The sequence below is a fragment of the Zunongwangia sp. L-65 genome (genome assembly GCF_056859415.1).
The window spans coordinates 36,159-61,798 of record NZ_JBSXOK010000071.1 but is presented as its reverse complement, the minus strand read 5'-3'; the positions used below and the strand labels follow the sequence as shown (position 1 = coordinate 61,798).

18 protein-coding genes are annotated in these 25,640 nt (G+C 40.1%); 3 read left to right on the top strand and 15 right to left on the bottom strand.

What is annotated here, in order from left to right:
- Positions 1–8 precede the first annotated feature (8 nt).
- A complete protein-coding gene (locus AC13DP_RS15550; protein ID WP_347407469.1) occupies positions 9–3,554 on the bottom strand; it encodes a SusC/RagA family TonB-linked outer membrane protein in 3,546 nt (1,181 codons plus the stop codon).
- A 206-nt stretch (positions 3,555–3,760) separates the two neighbouring features.
- On the bottom strand, positions 3,761–4,915 hold the full coding sequence (locus AC13DP_RS15545; RefSeq protein WP_228249267.1) for a FecR family protein: 1,155 nt from the start codon (positions 4,913–4,915) through the stop codon (positions 3,761–3,763).
- Between the two features lie 105 nt (positions 4,916–5,020).
- Between AC13DP_RS15545 and AC13DP_RS15540 the strand changes: the two genes are divergently transcribed.
- On the top strand, positions 5,021–5,686 hold the full coding sequence (locus AC13DP_RS15540) for an RNA polymerase sigma factor (RefSeq protein ID WP_347407470.1): 666 nt from the start codon (positions 5,021–5,023) through the stop codon (positions 5,684–5,686).
- A gap of 164 nt (positions 5,687–5,850) precedes the next feature.
- Here AC13DP_RS15540 and AC13DP_RS15535 read toward each other — a convergent pair whose 3' ends face one another.
- The 9 genes from AC13DP_RS15535 to AC13DP_RS15495 all read right to left on the bottom strand — a co-directional run bounded on the left by AC13DP_RS15535 (position 5,851) and on the right by AC13DP_RS15495 (position 16,914).
- Positions 5,851–7,398 (bottom strand): Fic family protein, encoded by a 1,548-nt coding sequence (locus tag AC13DP_RS15535; protein ID WP_228249265.1) that lies wholly within the window; start codon positions 7,396–7,398, stop codon positions 5,851–5,853.
- A 772-nt stretch (positions 7,399–8,170) separates the two neighbouring features.
- Positions 8,171–11,014, bottom strand: coding sequence for a DNA polymerase III subunit alpha (locus AC13DP_RS15530; RefSeq protein WP_228249264.1), 2,844 nt, complete (start codon positions 11,012–11,014; stop codon positions 8,171–8,173).
- Positions 11,011–12,228, bottom strand: a complete 1,218-nt coding sequence (dinB, locus tag AC13DP_RS15525) for a DNA polymerase IV (protein ID WP_228249263.1) — start codon at positions 12,226–12,228, stop codon at positions 11,011–11,013. The genes AC13DP_RS15530 and dinB overlap by 4 nt, the downstream gene beginning before the upstream one ends.
- A gap of 151 nt (positions 12,229–12,379) precedes the next feature.
- Positions 12,380–13,963: a type IV secretory system conjugative DNA transfer family protein gene (locus AC13DP_RS15520; RefSeq protein ID WP_228249523.1), complete on the bottom strand. Its 1,584-nt coding sequence runs from the start codon at positions 13,961–13,963 to the stop codon at positions 12,380–12,382.
- A 10-nt stretch (positions 13,964–13,973) separates the two neighbouring features.
- Entirely contained in the window at positions 13,974–15,005 is a 1,032-nt protein-coding gene (gene mobB / locus AC13DP_RS15515) for a MobB family relaxase (protein ID WP_228249262.1), read from the bottom strand.
- 11 nt (positions 15,006–15,016) lie between these two features.
- Complete coding sequence (locus AC13DP_RS15510) at positions 15,017–15,397, bottom strand: BfmA/BtgA family mobilization protein (protein ID WP_228249261.1); 381 nt, start codon at positions 15,395–15,397, stop codon at positions 15,017–15,019.
- A gap of 430 nt (positions 15,398–15,827) precedes the next feature.
- The gene (locus AC13DP_RS15505) at positions 15,828–16,025 is read right to left on the bottom strand and encodes a hypothetical protein (RefSeq protein WP_228249260.1); all 198 of its coding nucleotides are present in this window, start codon (positions 16,023–16,025) and stop codon (positions 15,828–15,830) included.
- A gap of 10 nt (positions 16,026–16,035) precedes the next feature.
- Entirely contained in the window at positions 16,036–16,485 is a 450-nt protein-coding gene (locus tag AC13DP_RS15500; RefSeq protein ID WP_228249259.1) for a JAB domain-containing protein, read from the bottom strand.
- 72 nt (positions 16,486–16,557) lie between these two features.
- The gene (locus AC13DP_RS15495) at positions 16,558–16,914 is read right to left on the bottom strand and encodes a single-stranded DNA-binding protein (RefSeq protein WP_228249258.1); all 357 of its coding nucleotides are present in this window, start codon (positions 16,912–16,914) and stop codon (positions 16,558–16,560) included.
- A gap of 402 nt (positions 16,915–17,316) precedes the next feature.
- Between AC13DP_RS15495 and AC13DP_RS15490 the strand changes: the two genes are divergently transcribed.
- Positions 17,317–17,529 (top strand): hypothetical protein, encoded by a 213-nt coding sequence (locus tag AC13DP_RS15490; protein ID WP_228249257.1) that lies wholly within the window; start codon positions 17,317–17,319, stop codon positions 17,527–17,529.
- 605 nt (positions 17,530–18,134) lie between these two features.
- Entirely contained in the window at positions 18,135–19,595 is a 1,461-nt protein-coding gene (locus AC13DP_RS15485; RefSeq protein ID WP_228249256.1) for a sulfatase family protein, read from the top strand.
- Between the two features lie 113 nt (positions 19,596–19,708).
- Here the strand turns inward: AC13DP_RS15485 and AC13DP_RS15480 are convergent, their stop codons facing one another.
- Genes AC13DP_RS15480 through AC13DP_RS15465 form a run of 4 tightly spaced genes read right to left on the bottom strand, consistent with a single transcriptional unit; the run spans position 19,709 to position 25,626 of the window.
- Complete coding sequence (locus AC13DP_RS15480) at positions 19,709–20,788, bottom strand: ROK family protein (RefSeq protein ID WP_228249255.1); 1,080 nt, start codon at positions 20,786–20,788, stop codon at positions 19,709–19,711.
- A gap of 18 nt (positions 20,789–20,806) precedes the next feature.
- Entirely contained in the window at positions 20,807–22,435 is a 1,629-nt protein-coding gene (locus AC13DP_RS15475) for a sulfatase family protein (RefSeq protein WP_228249254.1), read from the bottom strand.
- A 38-nt stretch (positions 22,436–22,473) separates the two neighbouring features.
- Positions 22,474–23,952, bottom strand: coding sequence for a glycoside hydrolase family 30 protein (locus AC13DP_RS15470; RefSeq protein WP_228249253.1), 1,479 nt, complete (start codon positions 23,950–23,952; stop codon positions 22,474–22,476).
- A 15-nt stretch (positions 23,953–23,967) separates the two neighbouring features.
- Complete coding sequence (locus AC13DP_RS15465) at positions 23,968–25,626, bottom strand: carboxylesterase/lipase family protein (protein WP_228249252.1); 1,659 nt, start codon at positions 25,624–25,626, stop codon at positions 23,968–23,970.
- Positions 25,627–25,640: the final 14 nt, after the last annotated feature.

Here is a 25,640-nt window from a genome sequence, read left to right as displayed (position 1 = left end):
TTTAAAATTTAGAATGTAACATTAACATTAAAAGTATAGGAGCGTGTACGGGGTTGATTACCTCTGGCCACCTCGGGATCCCGGCCCTGAAAATCTTTACTTACAATGGAAAAAACATTTGAAGCACTCAAGCCCACATTCAACGATTTACATTTTAAATTTTCACAAAAACTACTGGGAAAATTATAACTCGTATTCAATGTGTTCAATCTTAGGCTTGATGCATCCACAACCCGGTCTGTACTATAATTATACATTTGATATAAAGGCACATAGGTTAAAGTTTCCCCTGGCAGAAGAATAGGGTTCATTGCAGCATCCTGATCCGGTAAACCCGGTAGTTGGGCCGAAGGATTTTCAGGCGTCCATCTGCCATTCAATTCTGATGATAAATTGTCATATTCATTAGGTAAAATAGCCGTAGGATATGCCGATTTCAAGAATTTCTTTCCTCCTAACTGAAGATAAAAGCTGGCAGATAAGCTAAATTGTTTATATCTAAAGGTATTACCGAAGCCAGCTGTAAAATCAGGATCGCCCTTTCCTACATATTCCAGGTAAGCTGTAGGATCCTCACTTGGAAATGTTCCCTCCTCTACTGAAAGATCAATAATGGGTCTTCCGGTTTCTGGATCCACCCCATCAAATTTAAATGCCCAAAAAGAGGAGAGCGGATAGCCTTCTTTCAACAAAGTACCTTGAATAGCTGATTGCCAGCCATTATTTTGAGTTCCGACTTTAGTGACTTCATTAAAATTTTTGGCCGTATTCATGTTTACAGACCAGTTGAAATTTTGAGTACGCACCGGAGTAAAACCTGCCGTCAGTTCATAACCTCTATTTCTTAAACTACCCCCGTTTACCGGCATTGTTTCTATACCGTATTCCGCAGGTAAACTAAGTGGTGTGATGATATCTTTACCATTTTTCTCATAATAGTTCCCGCTAAAGAAAATTTTATTTTTGAACAAACTCAGGTCAAAACCTAAATTATAAGTTGTGGTTTGTTCCCATCGTAAATCTTCATAGGGCAGATTTTTAATTTGAAGCAGGTAATCCCCTGTGTTTGCATCATAAATGCGAGCTGAAGCCGTTGTACTTGGAATTTGAACGATCAAACTGGGACTAAAGTTAACGGCCATATTACGCTGATATCCAAAAGTACCTCTTAAGCTTAAATTACTTATCCAATCAATATCCCGTATAAATCCCTCATTACCGGCATTCCATCTTAGACCACCTGCCCAAACAGGATTGAACTTCTCATTTGGAAATTGGCCAAAGCGATTTGAAGCATCTCCCCTAACACTAAAGTTTAACACATAACGATTATCATAAGTGTAATTAAGGGTTAAGTAGTAGCCTAATGTATTGGTTTTTCGATCTGTAACAGCGTTCGAGAATTTATTTCTATCGGCAGTACCTGTATATAGCGAATTTGCAAGGACGGTTGTACCAGAAGTAATGGTAGGAGGCACCAATGCAAATGATCTTCCCCTACTATGCAAATAACCATATGTGGTTGAATTAAATCCATCATATTTTAGGCTCTGGGATTCAACCCCTAGCAAAGTTGAAAAATAATGAACATTATTAAAAATCTTATTATAATTCAAATTAGCGCGCAAGTTCCAGTTAGCAGATTGGTTATTATCTGTATTAAGAACTCCCCCTATAGGCAATTTAGACCTCGCATATAATGGATCTCTAGAGCTTAAAGTTGCATACTCATAGCCTCTGATTGCGGTTATTAAATTTGTGGTTTCCGTGGCATAAGAATTTCCCATTGTTGAGGAAATATTATAACTGCCTAGCACATTCAGGTTCAACTCAGGTAAAATAGTATAGACAACATTTACATTAGAATTGAGCGATTGAACGGTATTGGAGTTGGCCGATTCATTTCGTTCATTTATATAATTGTATAGATACCCATTGGATTCATCTTTGTAATAAAACAAGCTACCATCCTCATCGTATGCAGGAATTACACGGTTTATTTTGGTTGCATAATCATAAGGGCTAACCAAATAAAAACCATCCGTTTCCGCCTTGCTGCCGCTTAAACGGAAACTAATTGATAATTTCTCATTTAATTGACTATTAATACCTACCGAGGCATTTAATGACTTGCTTTCATTACCTATGGCAGTTCCTTGATTATCAGCGTAGCCTATTGATGAGTAAAACCTTACTTTACTGCTACCCCCACTAAAACCTATATGATGTGATTGACTAAAAGGATTACGATAAAGAATATCAAACCAATCAGTATTTGCACTTTCCATTTTTGCTACCCTGCCATTAAATTCATCATAGGATATCTCCCCAAATAAATAGTTGTTTAATGCTCCTGCAAAACCGACATCATTATTGGTACGGGTGGCAATTAAGCCTCTCTCAAAAATTTCCCTAGAAACAGCTACCCGTTCTCTGGAGTTCATCAACTCCAACTTGTCATAGGTAACTTTTTCCCCAAAATTAAAATTTGTGGAATAGGTGACAGATAAAGGTCCTTCTCTTCCCTGCTTTGTTCTGATCACAATAACACCGTTTGCCGCTCTCACTCCGTAGATAGCTGTTGCCGAAGCATCTTTTAATACCGTAATATCCTGAATATCATTTGGGTTCAACCAGGCAATGGAATTTCCTACATAATTTCTAATAAAATCAAAATTATCTTGAGTAATCCCTCCGTTATTATCAAAAGTTTGTGTATTAAAAGGTAGCGGATCTTCCTGAACAATTCCGTCAACAACCCAAATAGGTTCCTGATTTCCTAAAAAAGTAGAAGTACCCCGAACTCTTGATTTTTGACGAACACCTACCTCTCCTGTAAGGTTGGTAACATTTAAACCTGCTACCTTTCCTTGCAGCATTTGCTCAACAGTACTAACCCCGTTTATATGTAATTCTTTGTTAGATATACTGGTCACCGCACCAGCAACTCGTTGCTCTTGAATATTTTGATAACCTGTAGATACTACTTCTACTGCATCCAGCTCTGTTACATCGAGATCAAGCACGACATCAAGAACCAGCCTGTCGCCTACCAGAACTTCTTTCTTTTTAAAGCCCAAGGAATTAAATATCAAAACGTTATTGGTAGACATAACCACAATTTCATACTCGCCGTCAAAATTTGTCACTACACCTACAGAAGTCCCCTTAATTCGGATATAAACATCAGGGATAGGGATCCCATTGGCATCGGTAACTGTCCCGGAAACGGCTATTTGGTTTACCGATCTACTTTCTTCAATAATGATGTTATTACCATCTGACAAGACTACATTAAACCTGGATCCTGGTATACTCTGCGCAATAAGTTTATTTATTTTTATTACCCCCTTAACCAGCTTTACTTTTGGCAAACCCGCGAAAAGTCCATCTGGATAAAGAAAATTGTAACTGGTTTGCTCTGTGATTAACTGAAAGACCTCGTCTACTGTAATTTCACCGGATGATTCAATGTTTACTTGAGCCTGTGAATAACCCATGTCTGCATTAAATCCTAAAGCCGTGGTAAAAAATAAAAGTAAGAATGTCCTCATGATTATCAACAAGAATTGCTTCCTTACCCTGAAAACTATTTTAGGGCTACAGACATTAAACAACTTAATTTTCATAAATTTGAATGGTATTAGTTAGTAATTGCTTTAACTGATCAAATTAGAAGGGACGAAGTTTGAACCTGCGAAAATTTGAACTTCGCTCCCTTTTTCTTTTATAAATTGAGTATTTTTAAAATTGATTTTTTCTACCTTAAGCGTAACTGCTTTTCATTGATTTCGTAGTTTTTTATAATACCGAAGCTTTTAATCCTATTTAGTATTTTGGTGATCTCCTGATCCTTCTGAATTCTACCTATAAATTTGACCTCTTCCAGCTCGCTTCTCTCAAAAATCACATCCATATCGTACCAGCGGCTCAGCACCTCCATAATTTGTTTAAGATTTTTTCGCCTAACAATAAATTCGCCATTTACCCAACCCGTTTCTTCTCTCAAATTCACCTTATGAATTGATAGTGTGTAGGTATCATCATCGAGTATCGCTTGCTGTTCTGGCAGAAGAATTTGCTGTTCCCTTGGTGTATTGATCTGAACTTTTCCTTCCACCAGCGTGGTAAACACCTTTGTCTCCCCAGCGTAGGCTTTAATATTAAACTCAGTACCCAGTACCTGTATCTCCTGTTCTTTGTGAATCACTTTAAAATCTGCCCCCTGGTGTTTAAGACTGGAGGAAACTTCGAAGAAGGCTTCTCCATAAAGCAGCTCTACTACACGGCTTTGAGCCCTGATAAAATGTACAGGATATTTTAGCTTAGACTCAGAGTTTAACCACACCTTAGTACCATCAGCTAATTTAACAAAGAATTGTCCCCCCCGGGGTACCGTTAAATAATTATAGGCAATTTTAGTATCCGTTACATCGCCTTCGCTATAATCGAGTCCTTCTGGACTACTTACTGCATTTTGAATACGTGATGCATTACCTTCTTCCAGAGCTATTTCCTCCCCCGTTTCCAGAAGTAAAACTGCATGGTTTTTTAAAGGTTCAATTTTATTATTAACAACTAATGGCACCGTATCTTCAGCCAGATCCTTATCCAGCAAAACAGAAAGGGAGATAATGATCAAAATAGAAGCTGCTACTCCAGATATGCGTGTCCATAATTTTCGAACCTTCTTTTGCTTTTGCATTTTACGTATTTTCGAGAGAAAGTCCTTCTTTTCCTGCTCCGTATTAAAATCTTCCATAATATGATCTATAGCATAATCCATTTGCACCAAAGACTTAAATTCCTTTGCATTTACAGGATTTTTAATCCAACTTGACAATTCATCTAATTCTCGTTCTGAGGCCGTCCGGTTTAAATATTTTACTGTAAAATCCCTTAATTGAGGTTTCATTAAAATTATATTTTATATACCTATTAAGATCGTCAAGTTAAAAACCCCTAATATTTTAAATATATTTCTTAATTTTTGTATAATTAACAGATTATTCTAAGCGAAATGAAAGAAAAATACCAAATACCTTACACAAACGAAACCGTTTTGATAACCGCTTTACGCAAAGGCGAAGAATCTGCCTACGCTTATCTAATGGATTGTTATCATCACAAACTTTGTATTTACGCTTACAGCTTCTGTAAAGATCGAAGTTTAGCCGCAGATATGGTACAGAATGTTATGTTTAGATTATGGAAAAAAAGAACTTCGCTTAAAACCGATTTGAGCATAAGAAGTTTTCTGTACCGCTCTGTCTACAATGAATTTTTAGATCAATACAAACACCGAAAATTTATTTTAAACCTGGAAAAGGAATATATGACTGCCGTAAACACGCTGTTAGAAGAAGAAGAGTCCAATCTGGAGCGATTGATTCTGCAAGTGAAAAAGGAAATCGATAATTTACACCCGAGATGTAAGGAGATATTTTTATTGAGCAAGTATGAGGGATTAACCAATCTGGAAATAGCAGCACATCTTAATCTTTCTGTCAAAACCGTTGAAAACCAAATGACCCGTGCTTATACCCAACTGCGGGAGAAAGTGGGTGAAAAGCTGCAAAGTATTCTTTTTTTGTTATTTGCAATCCCAAAAAAGGATCAATCGGATCATGGATCATTCTCAAAAGTTGTGTGTATAAGTTACAATAAAAAAGCCTTTCATTACTGAAAGGCTTTTTGCAATCTTGCGGTCTGGACGAGACTCGAACCAATCTTAAAAATCCTTATTTTACAGGCCTTTTCGGAGTGTTGGTTTTCGCACTCACCGAATTCGGCACCGTTAACAAACATTAACAATTGAGTTATCCAAATAAATTCAAATAAATATAAATTTTATTCTCCGGTGAAAATATCCTGAAAAGCATTTTCAATAATTTTAATTTCATCCTCTTCCAAGTCTTTAAAATGTTTTTCCTTTTTTTTACTGGATAATTTACCATTATTCTGATCAAGTAATTTAATCAGTAGATCCGCTTCCGTATTCGGTAAGGTTACATGTTTATTAATAAATTCAGTCATTCTATCGTATTTTTCAAGATAATCCAATTCGGCCGGTATAATTTTATCAATCGTGTCTTCCACACATTCGTATAAAAATTCGGCCTGCCTGGTCAGGTCAAAATACCGATACAGATCAATTGTCTCATTTAATATTTCAATATTATGATTTGGTGTTTCTTTCCATTTAATTAAATCGACTCTGGGGGATGAGAAATGTTCCAGGATTTCCTGATATTCATCTATACGATCTAATATTGCCGAGGATATTGGAAAAATCATACCTCTTTTAGTGTATCCCATTCTGGTGAGGATATGATGTATAATATATCTATGAATCCTTCCATTACCGTCAGATAAAGGATGAATAAATACAAACCCAAAAGCTATACTTGTTGCTGTGAGTACAGGATCGTAACCGGCTTGCTGCAAAATTGAATTCGTTTTCAACAATCCCGGCAAAAGTAACGGAAGGTCTTTTGCCTTAGCAGATATGTGATCGGGCATTGGGCTAAAGGTTTCCCTATCGTGCTCCCCTATAAAACCTTCACCCTTTCGTAACCCCATATTCCTAAGCTTTTTGCTTCCAATCACTATATCCTGTAATCGTTCAATTTCATCAATTGTAAGTGGTGTTTTACCTGATTGCCCAATTGCTTTTCCCCAATTACGGGCACGTACGTTTGGCGGGTTTTCTCCTTCTATGGCAAAGGAAGCTTTTGAATCTTTTAGTAATAAGAAAGCAGCAGTTCTTCGGATCAAATCTTTGTCCCTCTTGCCCAAACCTGTTTCAATAGCCCGGGAAAAATCCTTCTGGATATAATTTTCCAATTTTTCCGTTTTACGGATCATTGGACAGTATTCAGGACTTCCCGGGAGGTTGTTTCTTACTCTGTGTCGAGTGGAATTAAGAGGCTTACCCGTAAACTGTATTGATGGATTCACAATATCTATATAAGTTCCAGTTTTGAGGTCCGGTACCGGGAGCCTCTCACTTAATAAGTATTCATACAAAAACCAGACTTTCCTTGAATATTGGCTTGTGGGTTCATCGTTTAGCATCTTTAAAACGATTTTATTCCCCATTAACTCAAAAAACTTTTTAAGTATATAGAGGTCCAAAGCTTCATATTTTAAGGCAAAAACTAAGTGACTTTTTAGCTCGTCATTGGGCTTATGCCGAACAGTAAAAACTTTGTAGTCTGGAGTATCATAGCGTTGATGTTTTTCTGTAGAAATAGATAATATGTCGGGTAATGGAATTTCAATGTTATACTCGCTTTCAATTATTTTTATTATTAAAGCATAACCAATTAGGAAACCTTCCTCAGGTAAAACACGTTCGTGAAAACTGCTTACTTTCTGTGAAAAATAATTATGCATTAGCTTATATTGTGAATTTTAATTACAAATATAAATGAAAAACCATTACTTGACGTGAATAATGGTTTGTAACGGATAAAACTATGAAAAGTGATTATTCGATTTATAGCTCAACACGTTTTCAGACTTTACATCATCTATCAACGAGGCAAGCCTCGGGTATTTAACCCTCAAATAAATTAAAAATGAAAAATATTTTTTAAAATTTTCTTATCATTTATTTGATACAAGAGTATACATCTAGAACCTTTCTTTTTTCCAATTTGATCCAGACTCTCCATAATTATGATTTAAACCCCTATTATTGCTTCATTAGTAATTTTATACATCATAATTCAGTATTTCGCACTGGTTATTGCTGATTATGGCATTACAGATTTATATTGAACGACTAACATATTTGTAACAGGGAGAGAAATACAGGAAAAAACATCCGAGTTCAAATCTCGGTCTCGCTACCAGGAAAATCAAAGCCTCACAGAGAAGTGAGGCTTTTTCTTTTCACACCTAGTACAGAATTCTATCTATTTCAAATAAATTAATATGGGCCATTTTTAATACCTTCGTTTGACAGGGTTTTGATGGAAATTTTATTTTATTTTTGAAAATCCAATCTTGGAAAGTAACCATTCAATTTATAGTTCGAAGTTAATCCTTCCAATTATGATTATGGGTATACCGAAACCATCCTCAAATTACTAAGCATTGCCTCCCGGATTTTTCTCTTTATGGCAATGCAAATACAATCCCTCAATTGTAAATTCCCTTGCTTCTAAGTAGATATATCAGCTTCCCTGGGAAGCGGAACGGTATCGAATACACCTCCTTCCTTATCATAGAAAGTTCCGAAGTACATATACTTCCCATTGACGGTTGGGGTTCGTTTGGCCGTGATCAGGTTACCGTAAATTTCCACTGGTTTACCTATATGCTTTCGCAGGTCTTGGGCTGTAAGGTTGCTTTGCATCGGGTGTTTAAGCAGCTCAAAATGCCCGGGGAGTGAAAACCCCAGCAGTTCCATCTGGTCGTAGGCTTCGATAAGCCGGTTAGTGGTAAATTCCGGCAGCTCAAAATCCCTGTGCCGGGGCCGGAACAATACCGCTTGTTTCGACAGGGATTTCCCCTTCCGAAGTTTAAAATAAGCCTTCCAGAGCAGGTGGTGCTTATCCAGGCCGGTAAACCGGAAAGCCCCTATTTTTAACAAAAGGCCAAGCTGCTCTATGGAGATGTCAACCCTGTCGATAAAATCATCAAGGGATTTAAAGGCCCCGAAAAACTGCCGGTTTTCCAGGATCTGCCCGATAAGCTTTGTTTCCAGTTCTTTAATATACCCCAAACCCAGGTAAATATCCCTTCCGAAAATGACAGTGGGATGATCGCTTTTATTGATATCGGGCGCGTGTACCTTTCCCCCGCACTTCCGGATCTCCTGAAGGTAGGTTTCCACATCATAAAAGCCTCCCCCGTTGTTTAGTGCCGCCACCATAAACTCCAGCGGAAAGTAACATTTTAAATACAGGCTCTGGTAGCTTTCCACCGCGTAGGAGGCCGAATGTCCCTTGGGAAACGCGTAACCCGCAAAAGAGGCTATCTGTTCCCATACCTGCTCCACCAGGGCTTCGGAATAGCCTTTCTTCCTGCAATTTTCCCGGAATTTACGCTCGATTTTCCCAATCTGTCCTTTAGAGGTCTTTTTTCCGCTCATCCCCCTTCGCAGCACATCGGCATCATCAAAATCCAGGTCCGCGAAGTTGTGGGCCACTTTCATCACGTCTTCCTGGTACACCATCACCCCGTAGGTTTCGGGCATGATCTCGTACATTACCGGGTGGGCATCCTTTCGTTTTTCAGGGATGCGGTGCCGTTTGATATATTCCTCTTTCATCCCGCCGTTGGCGATGCCCGGGCGGATAATGGAACTGGCCGCCACCAGTCCTATATAACTGTCGGTCTGCAGCTTGGTAAGCAGCCCCCGCATGGCCGGGGATTCAATATAGAAGACACCCATACAATCCCCTGTTTGTAGCATATTATTGATATTGGGATCGTTTTTAAACACCGACACATTTTCTATGTCTTCTATCTGTGCGGACGGCTGGTTTTGTTTTATGAGTTCGATGGTATCGGTAATTTTGGAGAGCCCCCGTTGTCCCAGGATGTCGAATTTGTGGATCCCTGCTTCTTCACTGATGTTCATATCGATCTGAACGGTAGCAAAACCTTTCGGGGGCAGGAAGGTAGCCGCATAATTACAGATCGGCTCATCCAGGATCAATATTCCCCCGGAGTGCACGCTCAGGTAATTGGGAAAGCCCTCTATAAGGCTGCTATAGCGCAGTACCAGCCGCTCCAGTTCATCCAGTGCTTCATAGCGAAAAAAACCTGCGGAGAGTTTATCGATATTTTCCTTTGGCAGCCCGAAGACCTTTCCCAGTTCCCGGGCTACCGCCTTTCGCCTGAAGGTCACATAAGTACCCATAAGGGCAGTATTGGCATATTTCTTAAAAATGTAGTCCGTCACGTCATCCCGGTGCTTCCAGGAAAAATCAATATCAAAGTCCGGGGGGCTGCTGCGATAGGCATTGATAAAACGTTCAAAATAAAGGTCGAGTTCTATAGGATCTACATTGGTAATCCCGATGATATAGGCCACAATGGAGTTGGCCCCGCTCCCCCGCCCGATAAACGGGTAATTCTTTGATTTGGCATATCTCACAATATCCCAATTGATAAGAAAAAAAGGCACAAAACCCAATCTTACGATGGCCTCCAGCTCTTTTTTAACCCGGGCAAGCACTTCTTCGGAAGGCCTGGGATAACGCCGGGGAAGGTGCCGGTAACACAGGGCAAGGAGTTTACGATCATCTTCTTCCCTGCTCTTTCCGAACACCTGTAAGTTTTTATTTCCCGCCTTTTTACCAAACCCAAAACCAACACTACAGTTTTCTATAAGCTGCTTGGTATTACTGATTATATGCGGGTAATCCTCGAATTCCCTCCTGATAACCTCCGGAAGGACCATCTGTTGTGACAATTTCCCCTGTTCACTTGTGGGGAGCTGGCTTAGCAGCGTGTTGTTATCGATCGCCCGTAGGAGGCGGTGGGCGTTGTAATCCTTTTTATCCCTGAAGGTGACCGTCTGCAACAGCACCAGCTTGTTTCGGAATTCCAGGTAAGGGGAAAATTTCAGTTTCCGAAGGCTTTCCACGGACACCCCGATAAATTCATTGGCAGCAAACGCGGTTTTTTTATCAGCTACCACTTTTTCAAAAGGATAGATCACATAACAATCCGGCAGCGCGGGGGCAGCACCCGGAAAATCCTTTTTCAGGTGCAGGTGCCGGGAAAGGTGTTCATTGAGCTGCCGGAAACCATTATTGTTCCGGGCGATCCCCACATACTGCTGCCGTGCCCCGTTCCTGAAATCGATCCCGACCAGCGGGTGGATACCATAACCGGGGGCAAGTTTTAAAAACTCCAGGCATCCCGAGGTATTGTTGATATCGGTCAGCGCCAGGTTTATCGCCCCTTTGCTTTGTGCAAGGCGACACAAGTCTTCCACGGAAAAAGTCCCGTAGCGCAGCGAATACCAGGTATGGCAGTTCAGGTACATCATTGCTGCCGGTGTGCATGGAGCATTGGGGGCTGGCCGTTAAAAGGATTCTCCATGCGGCCCACGCTGGTCCCGCCAAAGGTAGCAGCCCTTACCACGCTATGTTCCCCAAACCTGTTGCGGATCTTATCCAGGGAGTTGTACAAACTCAGCATTTTTTCGGAATCATCAAAAAGGTTGATCTGGTAATTCCCGCCGACCAGTCCGCCATACCTGATCCCCACCAGCCGTATAAGCAGGCGCCGGTTATAGAGCTGTTTGAAAAGTTCAGCGATTTTCGGGATAAGGACATGATCGGCGCTGGTATAGGGGATTTTTGCCTGTTTGGTGTAAGTCTGGAAATCCGAATACCGGATTTTCACACTCACGTTAGAAGTCAGTTTGTTCCCCCGGCGCAACTGATAGGCCAGGTTTTCCGCCATTCCCGACAGGGTGGCATGCAACTGTTGCATATCGATGGTGTCCCGGTGAAATGTACGTTCCGCGGAAATCGACTTTCGCTCGTGAAAGGGTACAATAGGCGTATCATCTATCCCGTGGGCACGTTTCCAGATGGTCCGCCCGTTTTTGCCCAATACACTTTCCAGCAATTCCACCGGCATGTGCTGGATGGTTTCTATTTTATTGACCCCAAGGCCAAGCAGGGTCTGGAACGTCTTACTGCCGATCATCGGGATTTTCCGGGGCGATAAAGGCGCCAGGAAAGATTTCTCCTGCCCGTAATCGATATAACGTTCGTTGTTTGGTTTGGCCTCACCGGTAGCGATTTTGGAGACGACCTTGTTTTGGGAGAGGCCGAAGGAAATCGGCAGGCCGCTTTCCCTGATGATACTTTCGCGGAGCTCATGGGCAAAGCTGCGGATCCCGAAGAATTTATCCATCCCGCTCAGGTCGGCATAAAATTCATCAATACTCGCTTTTTCAAAAGCCGGCACGCGTTCTTTAATAATTTCGGTCACCTGGTGGGAATACTTGGAATAGGTACCCGTATCCCCTTTGATCACCACGGCCTGCGGACAAAGCTGCCGGGCTACTTTCATGGCCATTCCCGAATGCACCCCGAACTTGCGGGTTTCATAACTGCAGGTAGCCACTACCCCACGCTCCCCCATTCCGCCCACGATAACAGGTTTATTCATTAACCTGGAATCCAGCAGCCGCTCTACAGATACAAAAAAGGTGTCCAAGTCGAGATGTAGGATAGATTTGGAATTCATTGTTTTGGAATATTTCCTGTGGTTTGGATTTTTTCCAAAATTATAAAATTCCTCATTCCCTTTAATACTGATGAACGTTAAAATTCTCCAATACCCGATGAACCACCTATAAACCAACCCAATAAGAATAACTATTCCTGTTCACGAAAACTCACCGCTGAAACAGCTCATATACCTCCCTAAACACCCGCTGAAAGTTTTCTTTCAGCTGTGTTTCAGTAATCCTTTCCGCATAAAAGCCTGTTTCTTTGTGGGGATTGTCCCTTTTTAGCCGTACCTGTTTTTCCTTTCCGTCGGCATAGGTCACAAACTCCCCGGGCCGTAAGCCAAAGAACCGGCTTGCCCTTATTTTGGAGACCTCCCGCTCCCCGGTGGTTACCCGGGTATCAAAATCCAGGCTGTAACTGCGGTTCACACTGGTGGTAGGTTGTTTGACCAGTTCAAAAAAGCGTTCATAGTACCTGGCCGTATCGGGATCATTGACCTTGCCGAAAAACTGGTAAGATAAATTGCTCAAAATAGCCTTACTGGCCTTTTCCCCGTACATCAGGTCGTTCTGGATTTTATCCTGCATCACATAGATGGTGGCAACATCATAACTACGCAGGGTGGCAGGGATACGGTGCATATTGAGTAAGCGGATGGTGGGCGCTTCTTCCATCAGCACAAAAGAAGGTTCCCGGTTCCGGGCACTCATTTGTTTAATAATGGTATGTATAATAGTGGCGATAAGCGGGGAATACGCGGAATCATATTTAGGGTTATTCACCACGGAGATCACTGCCGGGTTTTGCGGGTTATTGATATCCAGGGGCACTTCATCCCCGGAGAGTACATAAAAGATCTTTTCCGTAGTAATTTTTTTTAAGGCGTTGGCCAGGGTACTCTTTACCCCGGCGGTTTGCCGCTCCGAACCTTTTCCCTGGATAAAGGCACTGGCCATTGCCTTGGAGGTCTGGTTACCCGAGAGAAAAGCGATCAGGCTATCGGTATCCAGCAGCTGGTAAACAGCAATTAAATGTGGAAGGCTGCAACAGTCAGGATAACTGGTTTTTAACTTCCATATGAGCCCCCCTATCAACCCTTCTGCCGCGTCATTAAAGAATTTAGTGGTACCCGAAGTGCCCGATTCTTTTTGTTCCAGCAGGTTTTCCAGCAGCACCCGCGAGACTTCGTTCACACTCTCTTCATTGGACACGTAATGCGGGGCAATAGGGTTGACACGGTGAATAATCTTATCAAAGGAAACGACCTTAAAGGGAATTTCACCATCCTTAAAAAGCGGGTAGGCCATTTCGGTCAGCTCAAAATCCTTATAGTCATGAATAATACCACAAAAGCCTTCTTTTCGGAAATGCTTCAGGAAACCATACACCACACTTTCGGTCTTCCCGCTTCCTGCAGAGCCAATAACAGAAGCCCCGCGTTTAATATTATCCAATTGAAGGTATCCAGAATGGATAGCAAAGCTGACGGTATATTTGGGATCGGTATTTTTCTCCTGATCCGAATGATGTAAAAACACATAAAGTGTAATATTGATAAGCATTAACGGACAGCCCACCACCAGGATACTTAAAGTCAGCCCATTACTGTTTGACAGGAAATATATTATAAGACCCAGTAAAATTGAATTAAAGAAAAAAGCGTACCGGCTTATCCGGTACAGCATATAAAATACCGAAGCAGCAATCCCGGTAATTAAAAACACAGAAACAAGGTTCTCCAATTGCATAACCAAAGATTTAGATACCGATGGAACTTGATTTTATGGCCACCTCCACCCCTTTGCGCAGCCTATTGAACATTTTCAGGGCAAGTTGGGCCTGGCTCGTCGGGATACCCGGCACCATAGGAAGTCCCGTTTCCCGCATCAATTTAAAAGCCAGGCCCTTTTCAGCAGTGGAGAGTTTCAACAGGGAGGCAAAATAGGTCCGGGGGTTTTTAATAAAATCTTTCCGGGCCATGTAGGTCTCGGCAAAGTTCCTTTGATAGGCGAAAGTTCTATCAAACGTCTTTTCAGCCTTTTCAAAAAACTGGTCCCTATCAAAACCCCGTTTTACATTCTTGCCATGCATCTCCACTTCCGAGGCCTTATGTTTGCTCCCCGGCGAAAGGCTAAAGGTATTGGAGGCATCCTTCCGGCTTACAATGATATGGACATGGCTTTGGTTTCCTGCCTTTGGCATCCCCTGGACAATTCGCCTCCCCTCCTGTTGGTGTGGCGCCTCCCGCTCCAACCTGTTGATCTCCTTTTCCCTTTGGAGGATACTCCCCTGCAGGGTTCCACTTTCTATTTTTCGGATTTCGTTTTTGAGGGTTAATATTTTGGTGGCGTAGGGCTGGTTTTCCTTGATCTGCCTGTCGGTACCCTTGAAGGTTCGCCGGTGTTCGATTTTTGCATAGTATTTTATATCATCGATGGTAATGGGTCTTCCGTTGATTTCCCTGTTAAAGGATGCTACATAATCCTTCATCAGTTCCCGGGTGTATCTTTTTAAATCCTCGTTACTGTTCCGTAACCGGTTCAGTTCGTATTTGGAAGGGCTGACCGTAATCGAATAGAATTTGGGTTCCGCCTTTTTCAGTTTGGCGGTATTGGCATCAATTTCTTTAACCACTTCATCTTGTGATATTCCATTATCATACTGATTGAAGAAATGCTCCATTTGTGCCGGCTCCAATCCTTCATTTTCTTTCTCCAGGTAACGCACAAAATCTGCTGAACCCTGCGAGAAATTGTTTCCCAGTTTCTGGGGTGTGATCGTGATATACATAGCCCAAAATTTTAGAGTTCGTTATTATAGTTTTGCTTTTCACGAAAGCGTACCTCCTTCTGTTCCCCAATGATTTTCTTTTCCAAAATCAAAGGTTTCTTTTTAGGTTCTTCGGTCCGGAACAGCGATTCCAACATGGCCACGGTGGGTTTGGTCTGGCTCTTTTCCATATTCCGCATAATGGCAATGACCGCATTGATACGTTTCTTTAGATTGGCCTCGATCGTCCTTCCCGTAGGCCCCAATTTTTCCTTTGGGGAAATCTTATTGTAGAAGAAAAAATCGAGCATTGTTTCCAGTGCTTCGGTGTGGGATTTGAAGTGTGTCCTTGAAAATTCCTGAAAACGTTTTGCCGTTCCCTTTTTAAACCTGATGCCGATAAATGAGTCCATAATTCGCCGATTTGTCGCAAATTCTTCCCTAAAATTGGGTGCTGGCAAGGCATTTGTCGCAAATTGTAGGAGGTCGGGAATTTTACATATTTCCAAATTACTGAATATCAATGATTTGTAAATCAAAAGGAGTGCCTAACATCGCGCAGCGTGTTACCCTCTTGCTACTCCTTTTCGTCCCGCCCGGCGGGACAAAAATTCCGTACAATCCGGCTTAAAAGCCCATTGCCAGTTCCTGGAAAAAACTTCCAATTATGTATTTTTTTGATGTGCAGGTTATCGGCGAAAGTAAAAAATAGGATAAGCCTGCATAAAATTTAATGCTGAATTTCAGCCAAATAAAGATAGTGATTTTTATTGGATTGAAGCCGATAAAATGAAAAGGACCCTGGAAGTCCCAAAGGTCCTTTATAGTCATGTTTGGTCGATTTCAGATATTAAACACATAGGTATACCTGTATAAATTCCGCAAAGCTTCTTCTTCAATCATTATCTCAAAATTGGCGCAATGTTCTTTGGCATACTTACGGATAACATTACCAAATTTTCGTTCCACGTCCTTTTTGGAATTTTCCAAAAGTCGGTTTTGGGCTTCTTCGCTCAAGTCGGAAAAATTTAGATAGATCATAACGCTTGGTTTAAAGGATTCCTTCATCTGCAAAACTGTAATAATTGCCATCAGGGGAAAGTATCAAATGGTCTATAACTTTAATATCAAATAACCCCGCAGCATTTTTAATTTTTTGGGTAAGGCGTTTATCTGCTTCACTTGGTTTCAGGGTTCCGCTCGGATGGTTGTGCAGTAATATCACTGCCGTGGCCAAGCTCTTTAGCAGTACGGCAAATAAAATGCGGATATCAACTAAGGTTCCTGTTATCCCCCCTGTGGAAACTTCATAAATCCCTTTTACTTTGTTGGCATTGTTGAGCAGCATAATTTTAAAGGTTTCGTGCAGTTCAATATTATCTTTGTTCCATTGGTTGTAGGCTAATTCTGCAGCACTATGGGAACAGGTTATCTTGGGAAGCAAATTTATTTTTAAGCTTCCGCTGTAACTTATGGCTATTTCATTAACTTTGGTTTTCATTATTGACTTGTTTAAAGGGTTAATAAAAAAGAGGGCGCCACCGTCGAAAATCGCGCCCTCTTTAATTCTAAATTACCCGGCTGAGTTATTGCCGTTCCTTGTTCCCAACAAAAGGATTTCGTCCGCTTCCACTTCGGTTACATAGCGCTTAAGGCCGTCCTTGTCCTCATAGCTTCGGGATTTCAGTTTCCCGGATATCCCGATCTCCTTGCCCTTTACGGCATACTTTTCGATGATTTCGGCGGTCTTGCCCCAGGCTACAATGGTGTGCCATTCGGTTGCCTGTACTTTTTCGCCCTTGTTGTTTTTGTAGTGTTCATTTGTGGCGAGTGAAAAACGGGCTACTTTCCTACCGCTTTCAAGGTTCGTAATGGTTGGTTCCTGTCCAACGTTCCCAATTAACTGTACGTGATTTTTTAAAGTACTCATAATAAAAGAATTAAAGATTAATTAAAATACTACCTGAACCATTCAGACAGTTTGCTTTATTATTTTTTGAAATGATTTACTTATTATATCCAGAGCGTTTTCCTTTTTTGTTTTTTTTGGTGCCGCTTCCTTTTTGATGTTTTTGTACGATTTCATAATATTCCATTTAGATTTACTTCCCATAGAGCCGCCGCTGTTACCTTTTTTGTTGCTGGTACATTTTCAAGAGTTGGAATTAATAAGGAGTTATAAAAGGGAGTGTGCGACCGGTTATGCACTCCGTTTAACTTCCAACTCTTGGTATTTTGCTTACAAAAAAGGTAGGGACAGCGGTGGCCCGGGAGTAGGTTTAAATAGCTATTGTGAAGTATAAAAACATAGGAAGCGGAACTAAATAATTAAATGGAATTCCGATGGAGCGGACTCCGTTCACGATTTCAGATTGGGAATGGAGAGTTCCTTCCCAGAGCATCGGGAAGGGTTACGGAATGGAAAGGAGAAATTGGGGATGGTGTCACTTTTTTAGGGAAGCGCTGCCGCTCGAAATGTAGCTTTTCGCGAAATGCAGGGGAATGTGCTGAATGGTTTATGAAAACGGATATCCTCTTGATGTAGACTTGATTTCAAACCTGTAGATTACAACGTAGGAACAAAAAAAGCTCATGTTTATACTTGTATTTTATAAATTATTTAAGCTGAGGTTTTCTTTTTTTGAACAATTGTAAAGCGTGAAGAAGGAGGACAACTGCTATTATATTATAAGGATTGTTTTTATTCAAAAAATATATCTAAGCCTCTTTGGTTGTATTGGAAAAAGTTAAATTCGTTTTAAAAATTACTCACAAGTCTCCTCCTGAGTTGCAAATATTCTGTTATTATTTTAATGATGTAAAAAGGTTATGTAGGTTTAAAAAAATACACTTATCTCCTAAGGAGTCCAAAACGATCATTTTAATCTTGTAGCAAAAGATTTAGACTATTATAATTCCAGTGGGCAACAAATATTAGAACCTGGAGCGTTTGAGATTTCCATTAAGGAACCTACTATATCTTTTAATTTATAATTATTAGTGTCCGGTTAGATATTTAAAAGCGGGATTTTCTTTTAGGAATTTCCCGCTATATAGTAAATTGGTTTCTACCATAAAATCAACGTATTTTTATTGGACACTAATGATTTAAAATAATTTCAAAATCTATTTCCACCCATAAACAAAGCTATGAAACACCTTTCTTATTTTATTTTATTAATAATGCTCGGCACATTCATACAGTGTGCCAGCACTCAAGAAGTAGACCAAGCTAAGCCTAATGTAATACTCCTGTATATTGATGATATGGGGTATGGTGATCTGGAACCTTACGGTCAAACAGGTGTAGAAACTCCTAATTTTAACAAATTGGCAGCGGAAGGTATCAGGTTTACAAATTTTGAAGTTGCTCAACCTATTTGTACCGCATCACGAGCGGCCTTACTTACAGGAACATATCCCAATAGAATTGGCATGGGAGGTGTGTTACTACCTGCAAGCCGAAGAGCACTAAATCCTGACGAAACAACAATAGCCTCGATGCTAAAAGAAAATAATTATGCTACGGCTATCTTTGGCAAGTGGCATCTCGGAAATAAACCGCCATACTGGCCTTTGAACTACGGCTTTGATGAATTTTTTGGCATTCCTTATTCTCATGACATATGGCCCCTTTATCCGGATGGTTATACCAGAGTGACGAATAAAGCTGATATAAGAAGTAGTTGGCCTCCCCTTCCGCTCATTGAAGGAAATAAAATTACTGACACGGTCAGAAATATAGATGATACCGCTAAGCTAACCACTGTTTTAACCGAACGAACTTTAGAATACATCGATAAAAACCGAAACAATCCTTTCTTTATTTATTTAGCTCACCCTTTACCTCATGTTCCGCTGGCGGTTTCAGACAAGTTTAAGGATAAAAGTAGAATGGGTCTATATGGGGATGTTGTAAAAGAACTCGATTGGTCTTTAGGAAAAATAATGGAGCATCTTAAAGAACTTAACCTGGATGAGAATACCATTTTGATTGTAGCAAGCGATAATGGGCCTTGGTTAAAATTTGGAAATCATGGCGGAAGCTCGGGAGGCTTAAGAGAAGGTAAGAGCACTACATTTGAAGGCGGAAACCGAGTGCCTTTCTTTATGAAGTGGAAAAATCATATTCCTGCTGGTGAAGTTAATGGACAACTGATGACCAATATGGATGTACTACCCACCATCGCTGCGGCTACTCATTCGAAACTTCCCTCAAAAAGGATTGATGGTATAAATTACCTGCCCTTCTTAACGGGTGAGACACCAACCGTTCCCAGGGACATTATGTATTATTATTTTAGTTATGGAGAAAATAGCGAATTACAAGCTATTCGGTATAAGAAATGGAAATTGGTATTACCCCATACCTACGACTCTTACGAAGGATCGATGGGAAAAGACGGAAAATCAGGCAAAACGACGAAAAAATCAATCCAATATGAACTTTACGATTTGAGTCATGATCCTGGTGAGAATTATGACATATCGAAGCTTTATCCTGAAATGATAGAGAAATTAAAGCAGATTGCGGAAGAATCCCGTAGCGACTTAGGAGATTCCAATCATAAAATCAAACCCACAAACGCTCGTGAGCCGGCAAGGTACTAAAATTAAGCCTCCTAAGCAAAGAAGAAGAAGGTGTGAGAAAGCGAACTATAAATTAGAAGGGGAATTGGCTGAGTGAGATTATACCTAAAGAACTTTAACATTTATAGTAGGCTTTATAAATTGTCTATTGCGTAGTAGTAAGCTCCTAGCCCTACTGCTCTATTTGTACCTAAAAAAGATATTCCTAAAAAGTTTCTCTTTCGTAGATTATAAGTAGCCATTTTATTCTTAAATGGAACGTCCACTGAAACTCCCTGCTCTTTGATGAATTCTTCTGGAAAACTTTCACCAACATTATAGACTTTCGAGATTAAACGAGGGATTTTCTGCCCATTTTGACCAATAATTTCACCGTTTAGGTTAAGCAGGATTTCTGGAAGTATAAGATCTGCAGCTCCACATATTCCTCCTCCTATAACTATAGGACAATCTAATATAGTAATTATGTTGGCGATTGATTCAGCTAGAACTTTACCAAGCATCTTGTAAGCTTGTAATGCGGCGGCAGTATTACCACTTCTTCTTTTTTTTGCAATTTCATAAATTTCTAAGGGAGAGAGTTCTTGTACTTCGCCGGATAAATCTGAATAATATTTTTTAATAGCTCTAATACTTACTCCCTCTTCAGCTGTAGTTTCAATGTTCTCAAAATTTCTTAAAAGCCAGATTTCAGCAGCTGCAGAATTCTCTCCTCTGCATAATTTATTATCAATTACGATCCCTCCTCCTAAACCGGTTCCTAGAGTAATACCGAAGAGACTTTTATACTCTTTTGGAATTCCTTTTTTCTTTAGAATATTGTTTAGTTCTAAGAGTAACCCTGCTCTTGCCTCACCATAGGTAAAAAGATCACCATCATTATTTATAAAAACAGGCACACGGAAATGTTCTTCTAATAAAGGTCCCAAGGCCACACCTCCTCTAAAGCAGGGGAGATTTCCCAGATCCCCAATTACTCCATTTATATAATCAGCTGGTCCCGGGAAAGCAAAACTAATAGCTCGGGGTTTTTTCCCCACCTTTTTAATTAGCTGAGTAAAGCCTTCAATTATTGTTTGTAAACAAAACGATAAATCATCAATTACAGATTTTTTTAGGATTGGCTCGTCTATTATTTTTCCATTTTCTATTGCAATAAATGCAAAATTGGTACCTCCGGCATCCAAGGTTAAAATAAGGTTATTCTCTCCCATCTTCAGGTAGTTTATCTTTCAATTTTCGGTTCGGTCTTCTATCATTTCAGCACTTTCTGTTCTTTCTGAAATGTTACCAAAATCTTTATCACTAATTTCTCGAAATTTCTCCAACGATTTATTATCATCATATCTTCTCATCAGTTGTTCCAGTTGATAACGAAGACTATCAAGAACAGTAGCATATTCAGGTTCGTATGCTACATTGTGTAGTTCATTAGGATCCTTTTCAAGATCATATAATTCCCATTTATCTATATCGTAGTAAAAATGGGCCAATGTGTAGTGCCTAGTTCTAATTCCATAATGAGGTTGCACATGATGCCAAAAGGGAAATTCATAATAATGATAGTATATACTTTCTCTCCAGGAAGATGACTTTTCTCCACGAAGCATTGGCACAAAACTTTTTCCTTGAATTTTAGGAGAGTTCACAATACCTGCTAAATCAAGTAATGTAGGTGCAAAATCAATATTTGCTATTATATCTCTATTTTCACTTCCCCTTTTCACCAATTTTGGATATCTAATCATAAAAGGCATTTTAATAGATTCTTTATAAATAAAACGTTTGTCAAAGAATCCGTGATCACCGAGATAAAATCCCTGATCTGAGGTGATGATAACCACTGTATTTTCAGCCAAGTCGTTTTCATTCAAATAATCAAGAACACGTCCTATGTTGTCATCTACAGATTTAACGCATGCCAGATAATCTTTTATGAACTTCTGATACCTCCATTTTTTACCCTCTTCATAAGTCATTCCTTCGGGCTGAACAATTTCTCCTGCTTTTGCTCCATACATATTCCACTGTACCCTTTCTTTTGCTTTAAGATTTTCTGGAGGTTTTAATTTCATATCACTTCTTGTGAGATAATCCAAAGTCATTTCAGTGTCACCCGCAGTTGACTTTCTTCCCTTGTAATCATCATCAAAGGTATCTGGATATGGTATTTCTTTGTTCTTCCAGAGATTCAAGTAAGTCGAATCAGGTTTCCAGGGGCGATGAGGAGCCTTATACTGTAATAGCATTAAAAAAGGTTCCTTGCCGGTTTTTTGTTGTTTCAGCCAATCCAAGGCAAAATCTGTAGTGAGATTTGTGGCATAACCCTTTTCGCGAACATCTTTTCCATTTTCATTATAAAGTGGATCCCAATAAGTACCCTGCTGAACCGCAGCATTATGATACTTGTAGATATCAAAGCCTTTTGGTTCTGATCCCAAATGCCATTTTCCAAATAAAGCTGTATGATACTCATTCTTCTGAAATTCCTGAGGGAATGTCCACTGCGAAGCATCAAATTTACCACCGCTTTCATTTTTATAGTAACCGTGAATATTACTATATTTTCCTGTTAAAATGGATGCTCTACTTGGACCGCAGATAGCATTTGTACACATTACATTATGAAAAAGCATCCCTTCTGCTGCTATCCGATCAATATTCGGTGTAGGAGCAATGTGCTGATATATACCTTCATATGCACTTATGGCCTGGATGGTGAGATCGTCTGCCATTATATAAATAATATTGGGTCTTGCAGACTCTTCACCATTCAAGGTATTTTTTTCTGAATCCGAATTTACACAGGATTGGAGCAGGAAAAATAGAACAAAGATTTTATTAAAAAAATTATACTGCATACGGTAATTTTAATTGACTTTCAATATCCTCCAGGGAATTATTCCTCCCATAAATAAGTTCCCACTGCTCCCGGCGCTAAATCTATTTTTGCATAGGTACCTTTATATTGAATCTGAAAAGAGTTTCTATTATAGGATTCATTTACCACTATTAAAACAATTGTCCCATTATTTGTTTTAAAAGCCACATTTGGTAAAACCTGTGTATTTTCAATAACTCCTATTCTGTAAACATTTGCGCGCTGCTCATCTAGATAAAGCTTAGCAGATCTATCACCGGGATTTGTAGAGACAATCCGTTGGGAATCCGGGGTCACAAATTTTGAAATATGAGCCATTGCATAGAAAGCTATATTCCTTGAAATATCATTTCCATTGATGGTAATGGCTCCCTGACACATGGAACAGCCTCCATTATCTGTATGGGGATCGTTTTGAGGGTCTGCCGCCAGATTCCAGAGAATAATATTCTTACTCCAGTTTTGAATGGGACCAAGAATCAAACGTTTTACTGCAGCGCTAATATTGATCTCTTTACTTTCCGGATCTTCCGTTAGCATCTGTTCTGTAAAATAAATATTTTTGTCTGGTCTTGCCAGGTGTACAAGGCTCATCGCTTCCATATCCCCCCTATAGTTATGAAAACCTGAACCATCCACATACTTTGCCGCTTCAGGGTCGTTTAAAATTGTCAAAGGATAATCCGGTCTATCTGTATTATGATCAAATATCACAATTTTAGTTTCCACACCAGCTTGTTCAAAGGCGGGTCCTAAATAATTCTTTACAAAATCCGTCTGTTCATTAACTAACCAACTCATACTGGGGGTATTTCTCGAGTTCATCGGTTCATTTTGAATAGTTACAGCATCTATGTTAATTCCCTGCTGCCGCATTGCCTCCACATATTTCACAAAATAACGAGCATACACGCCGTAAGTATTCTTTCTTAGCTTGCCTCCACGAATGTTCTTATTGGTTTTCATCCATATAGGAGCGGACCAAGGAGAAGCCATAATTTTAATATCCGGCTGAATACTGAGTATTTCTTTCATCACCGGAATCACGTCCTCAAGATCCTGAGAGAGACTGAACTTTTGCAATTCATAATCCCTCTCCCCTTCCTTTAGATCGTCATACGAAAATGTAAAACTGTTTAAATCCGAAGCACCCATAGTTAATCTTATATAACTCACCCCAATACCATTGCCTTCCCTTGAGAATAATTCTTCAAGTATTTTAGAGCGTTCATTTTTTTTCATTTTCATTAAAAGATCAGCACTACCTCCGGTAAGTGCAAAGCCAAAACCATCAACAGATTGGAATGACTGATAAGGATCAATAGTGATCTTTGGATTTCTTCCGCTGCTCTGATTTGAAAAATAAATTGGCTCGGCAGTTTTCTGAAATAACATAGACCTTTCCGGAGTAGTCACCCAAGATTGGATTTTGCCTGGGCGTATTTGCGCAGATAAATCCAAACACAGAAAGAGCAGTAAATACACAATAAGTTTCATAAATATCAATGGTTTTTATCCCAGATGAGCCCTTGCTGCCCTGTCTGGATCATTCTTCAATTCACATTTATCATTCAGAACCATTGTTTCACCTTGCTCACTGGTATATTCAGCCCATGCGGGTAAATTTTCACAATTGGGGCTGCCTTTATACATAAAATTTATAAGGGACTGAGCCATACGCATGGATAGTTGAAGTGGCCTTTGTCCTCCTCCGGTATGGGTTATCATCTTATCGGTATTCAACAGCCAGAAACTTATGTCTATACAATGAAAAGCCCTATGCCTATGGTCAAATAACGGCGATTCCCAACCGAACCATGCCATATAAACCGAAGACTGCTGTTTTAACTTCTGATTAGCGGCATGAACCACCGTCTGGCGATTAGAAACAACAAGAGCCCAAATCTCCATGGGTGTAGCCTCGGGAAAGAGATTTGCATAGGCATTTACAATATCTATGGATTTTTCGCCATAACGATCTGCGATCTTCTCTGCCACTTCGATTAAACTAATATTTTCCAGTCCAGGATTATCGCGATTTGGATTCCACTCATGAAAAGTGGTACAAAAAATTAAGGGAATATCTGGTTGTTCGTTTTTACCGGTTTTAAAGTAATTCCCTTTCGGAATGTTAATTCCATCAGCTATAGGGCCAAATCCCCCGCGGTTCATGTTTAAACCTTTTTCCTTTATTTTTTCAGAAGCACGATACGCCAGATCATAATATTCGTTCCATGGGATTTCCTGAAGTTTATGCACTTCGTGTTTTCCTAATCCTGCTTCCTCTAGAATGTATTCGCCGAGCTTTCGAGTATATTCTTGATTACCTCCTTCTACTGCAGAACCACTTAATGCAATTCCTTTGTGCACCAAACCTTTTGCAGCAGGCATAGCAGCAATATTGCACACCTTTGCTCCTCCCCCGGACTGTCCCATAACAGTTACATTATCAGGATCTCCACCAAAATTTTCTATGTTTTCATTAATCCATTTTAGTGCAGCGACAATATCCAGCATTCCTACATTCCCTGAATTACCAAACTTCTTTTGATCCACACCAGAAAAATCAGAAAATCCGAAAGGCCCCAGCCGGTGATTTATAGAACAAAAAACAATATCTCCCGCTCTGGAAATATTTTCGCCATTGTAGCCATCCTGTTCAATTCCATTTCCGCGGGCAAAACCGCCTCCATGTAACCAAACAAGTACGGGTCTCTTTTTGCGTTCCAGGGAAGGCGTCCAAACATTCAACCTCAAACAATCCTCACCTAACTCATCATAATTCCAATGGTCGACAAATGCACTATATGACTCCGGACTTCGATCATAAATATCCTGAGGAGCTGAATTCCCATAAAAAACAGCCGGACGAACATCTTCCCACGGTTTTGGCTCCTTTGGTGGCATAAATCGGTTTTCACCAGAAGTATCGTCACCATAAGGTATTCCCCTAAATGTGAATATATTTCGTAAAACAAAACCTTTCACTTTTCCATACATGGTTTGTACTATTGCGATATCTTTTCCTATAAAGAGCTGCTGACCTTCCGCATTATAAGGTTTATTTATATTATCTTTAGTAAAAGCGTATGCGGGAGAAAATGCTCCCAATCCAAAAGCAGCCAATCCCAAACCGGCGTGCTCGAAAAAATTCCTTCGGTTTATCTCCATATTTCTAATTTTTT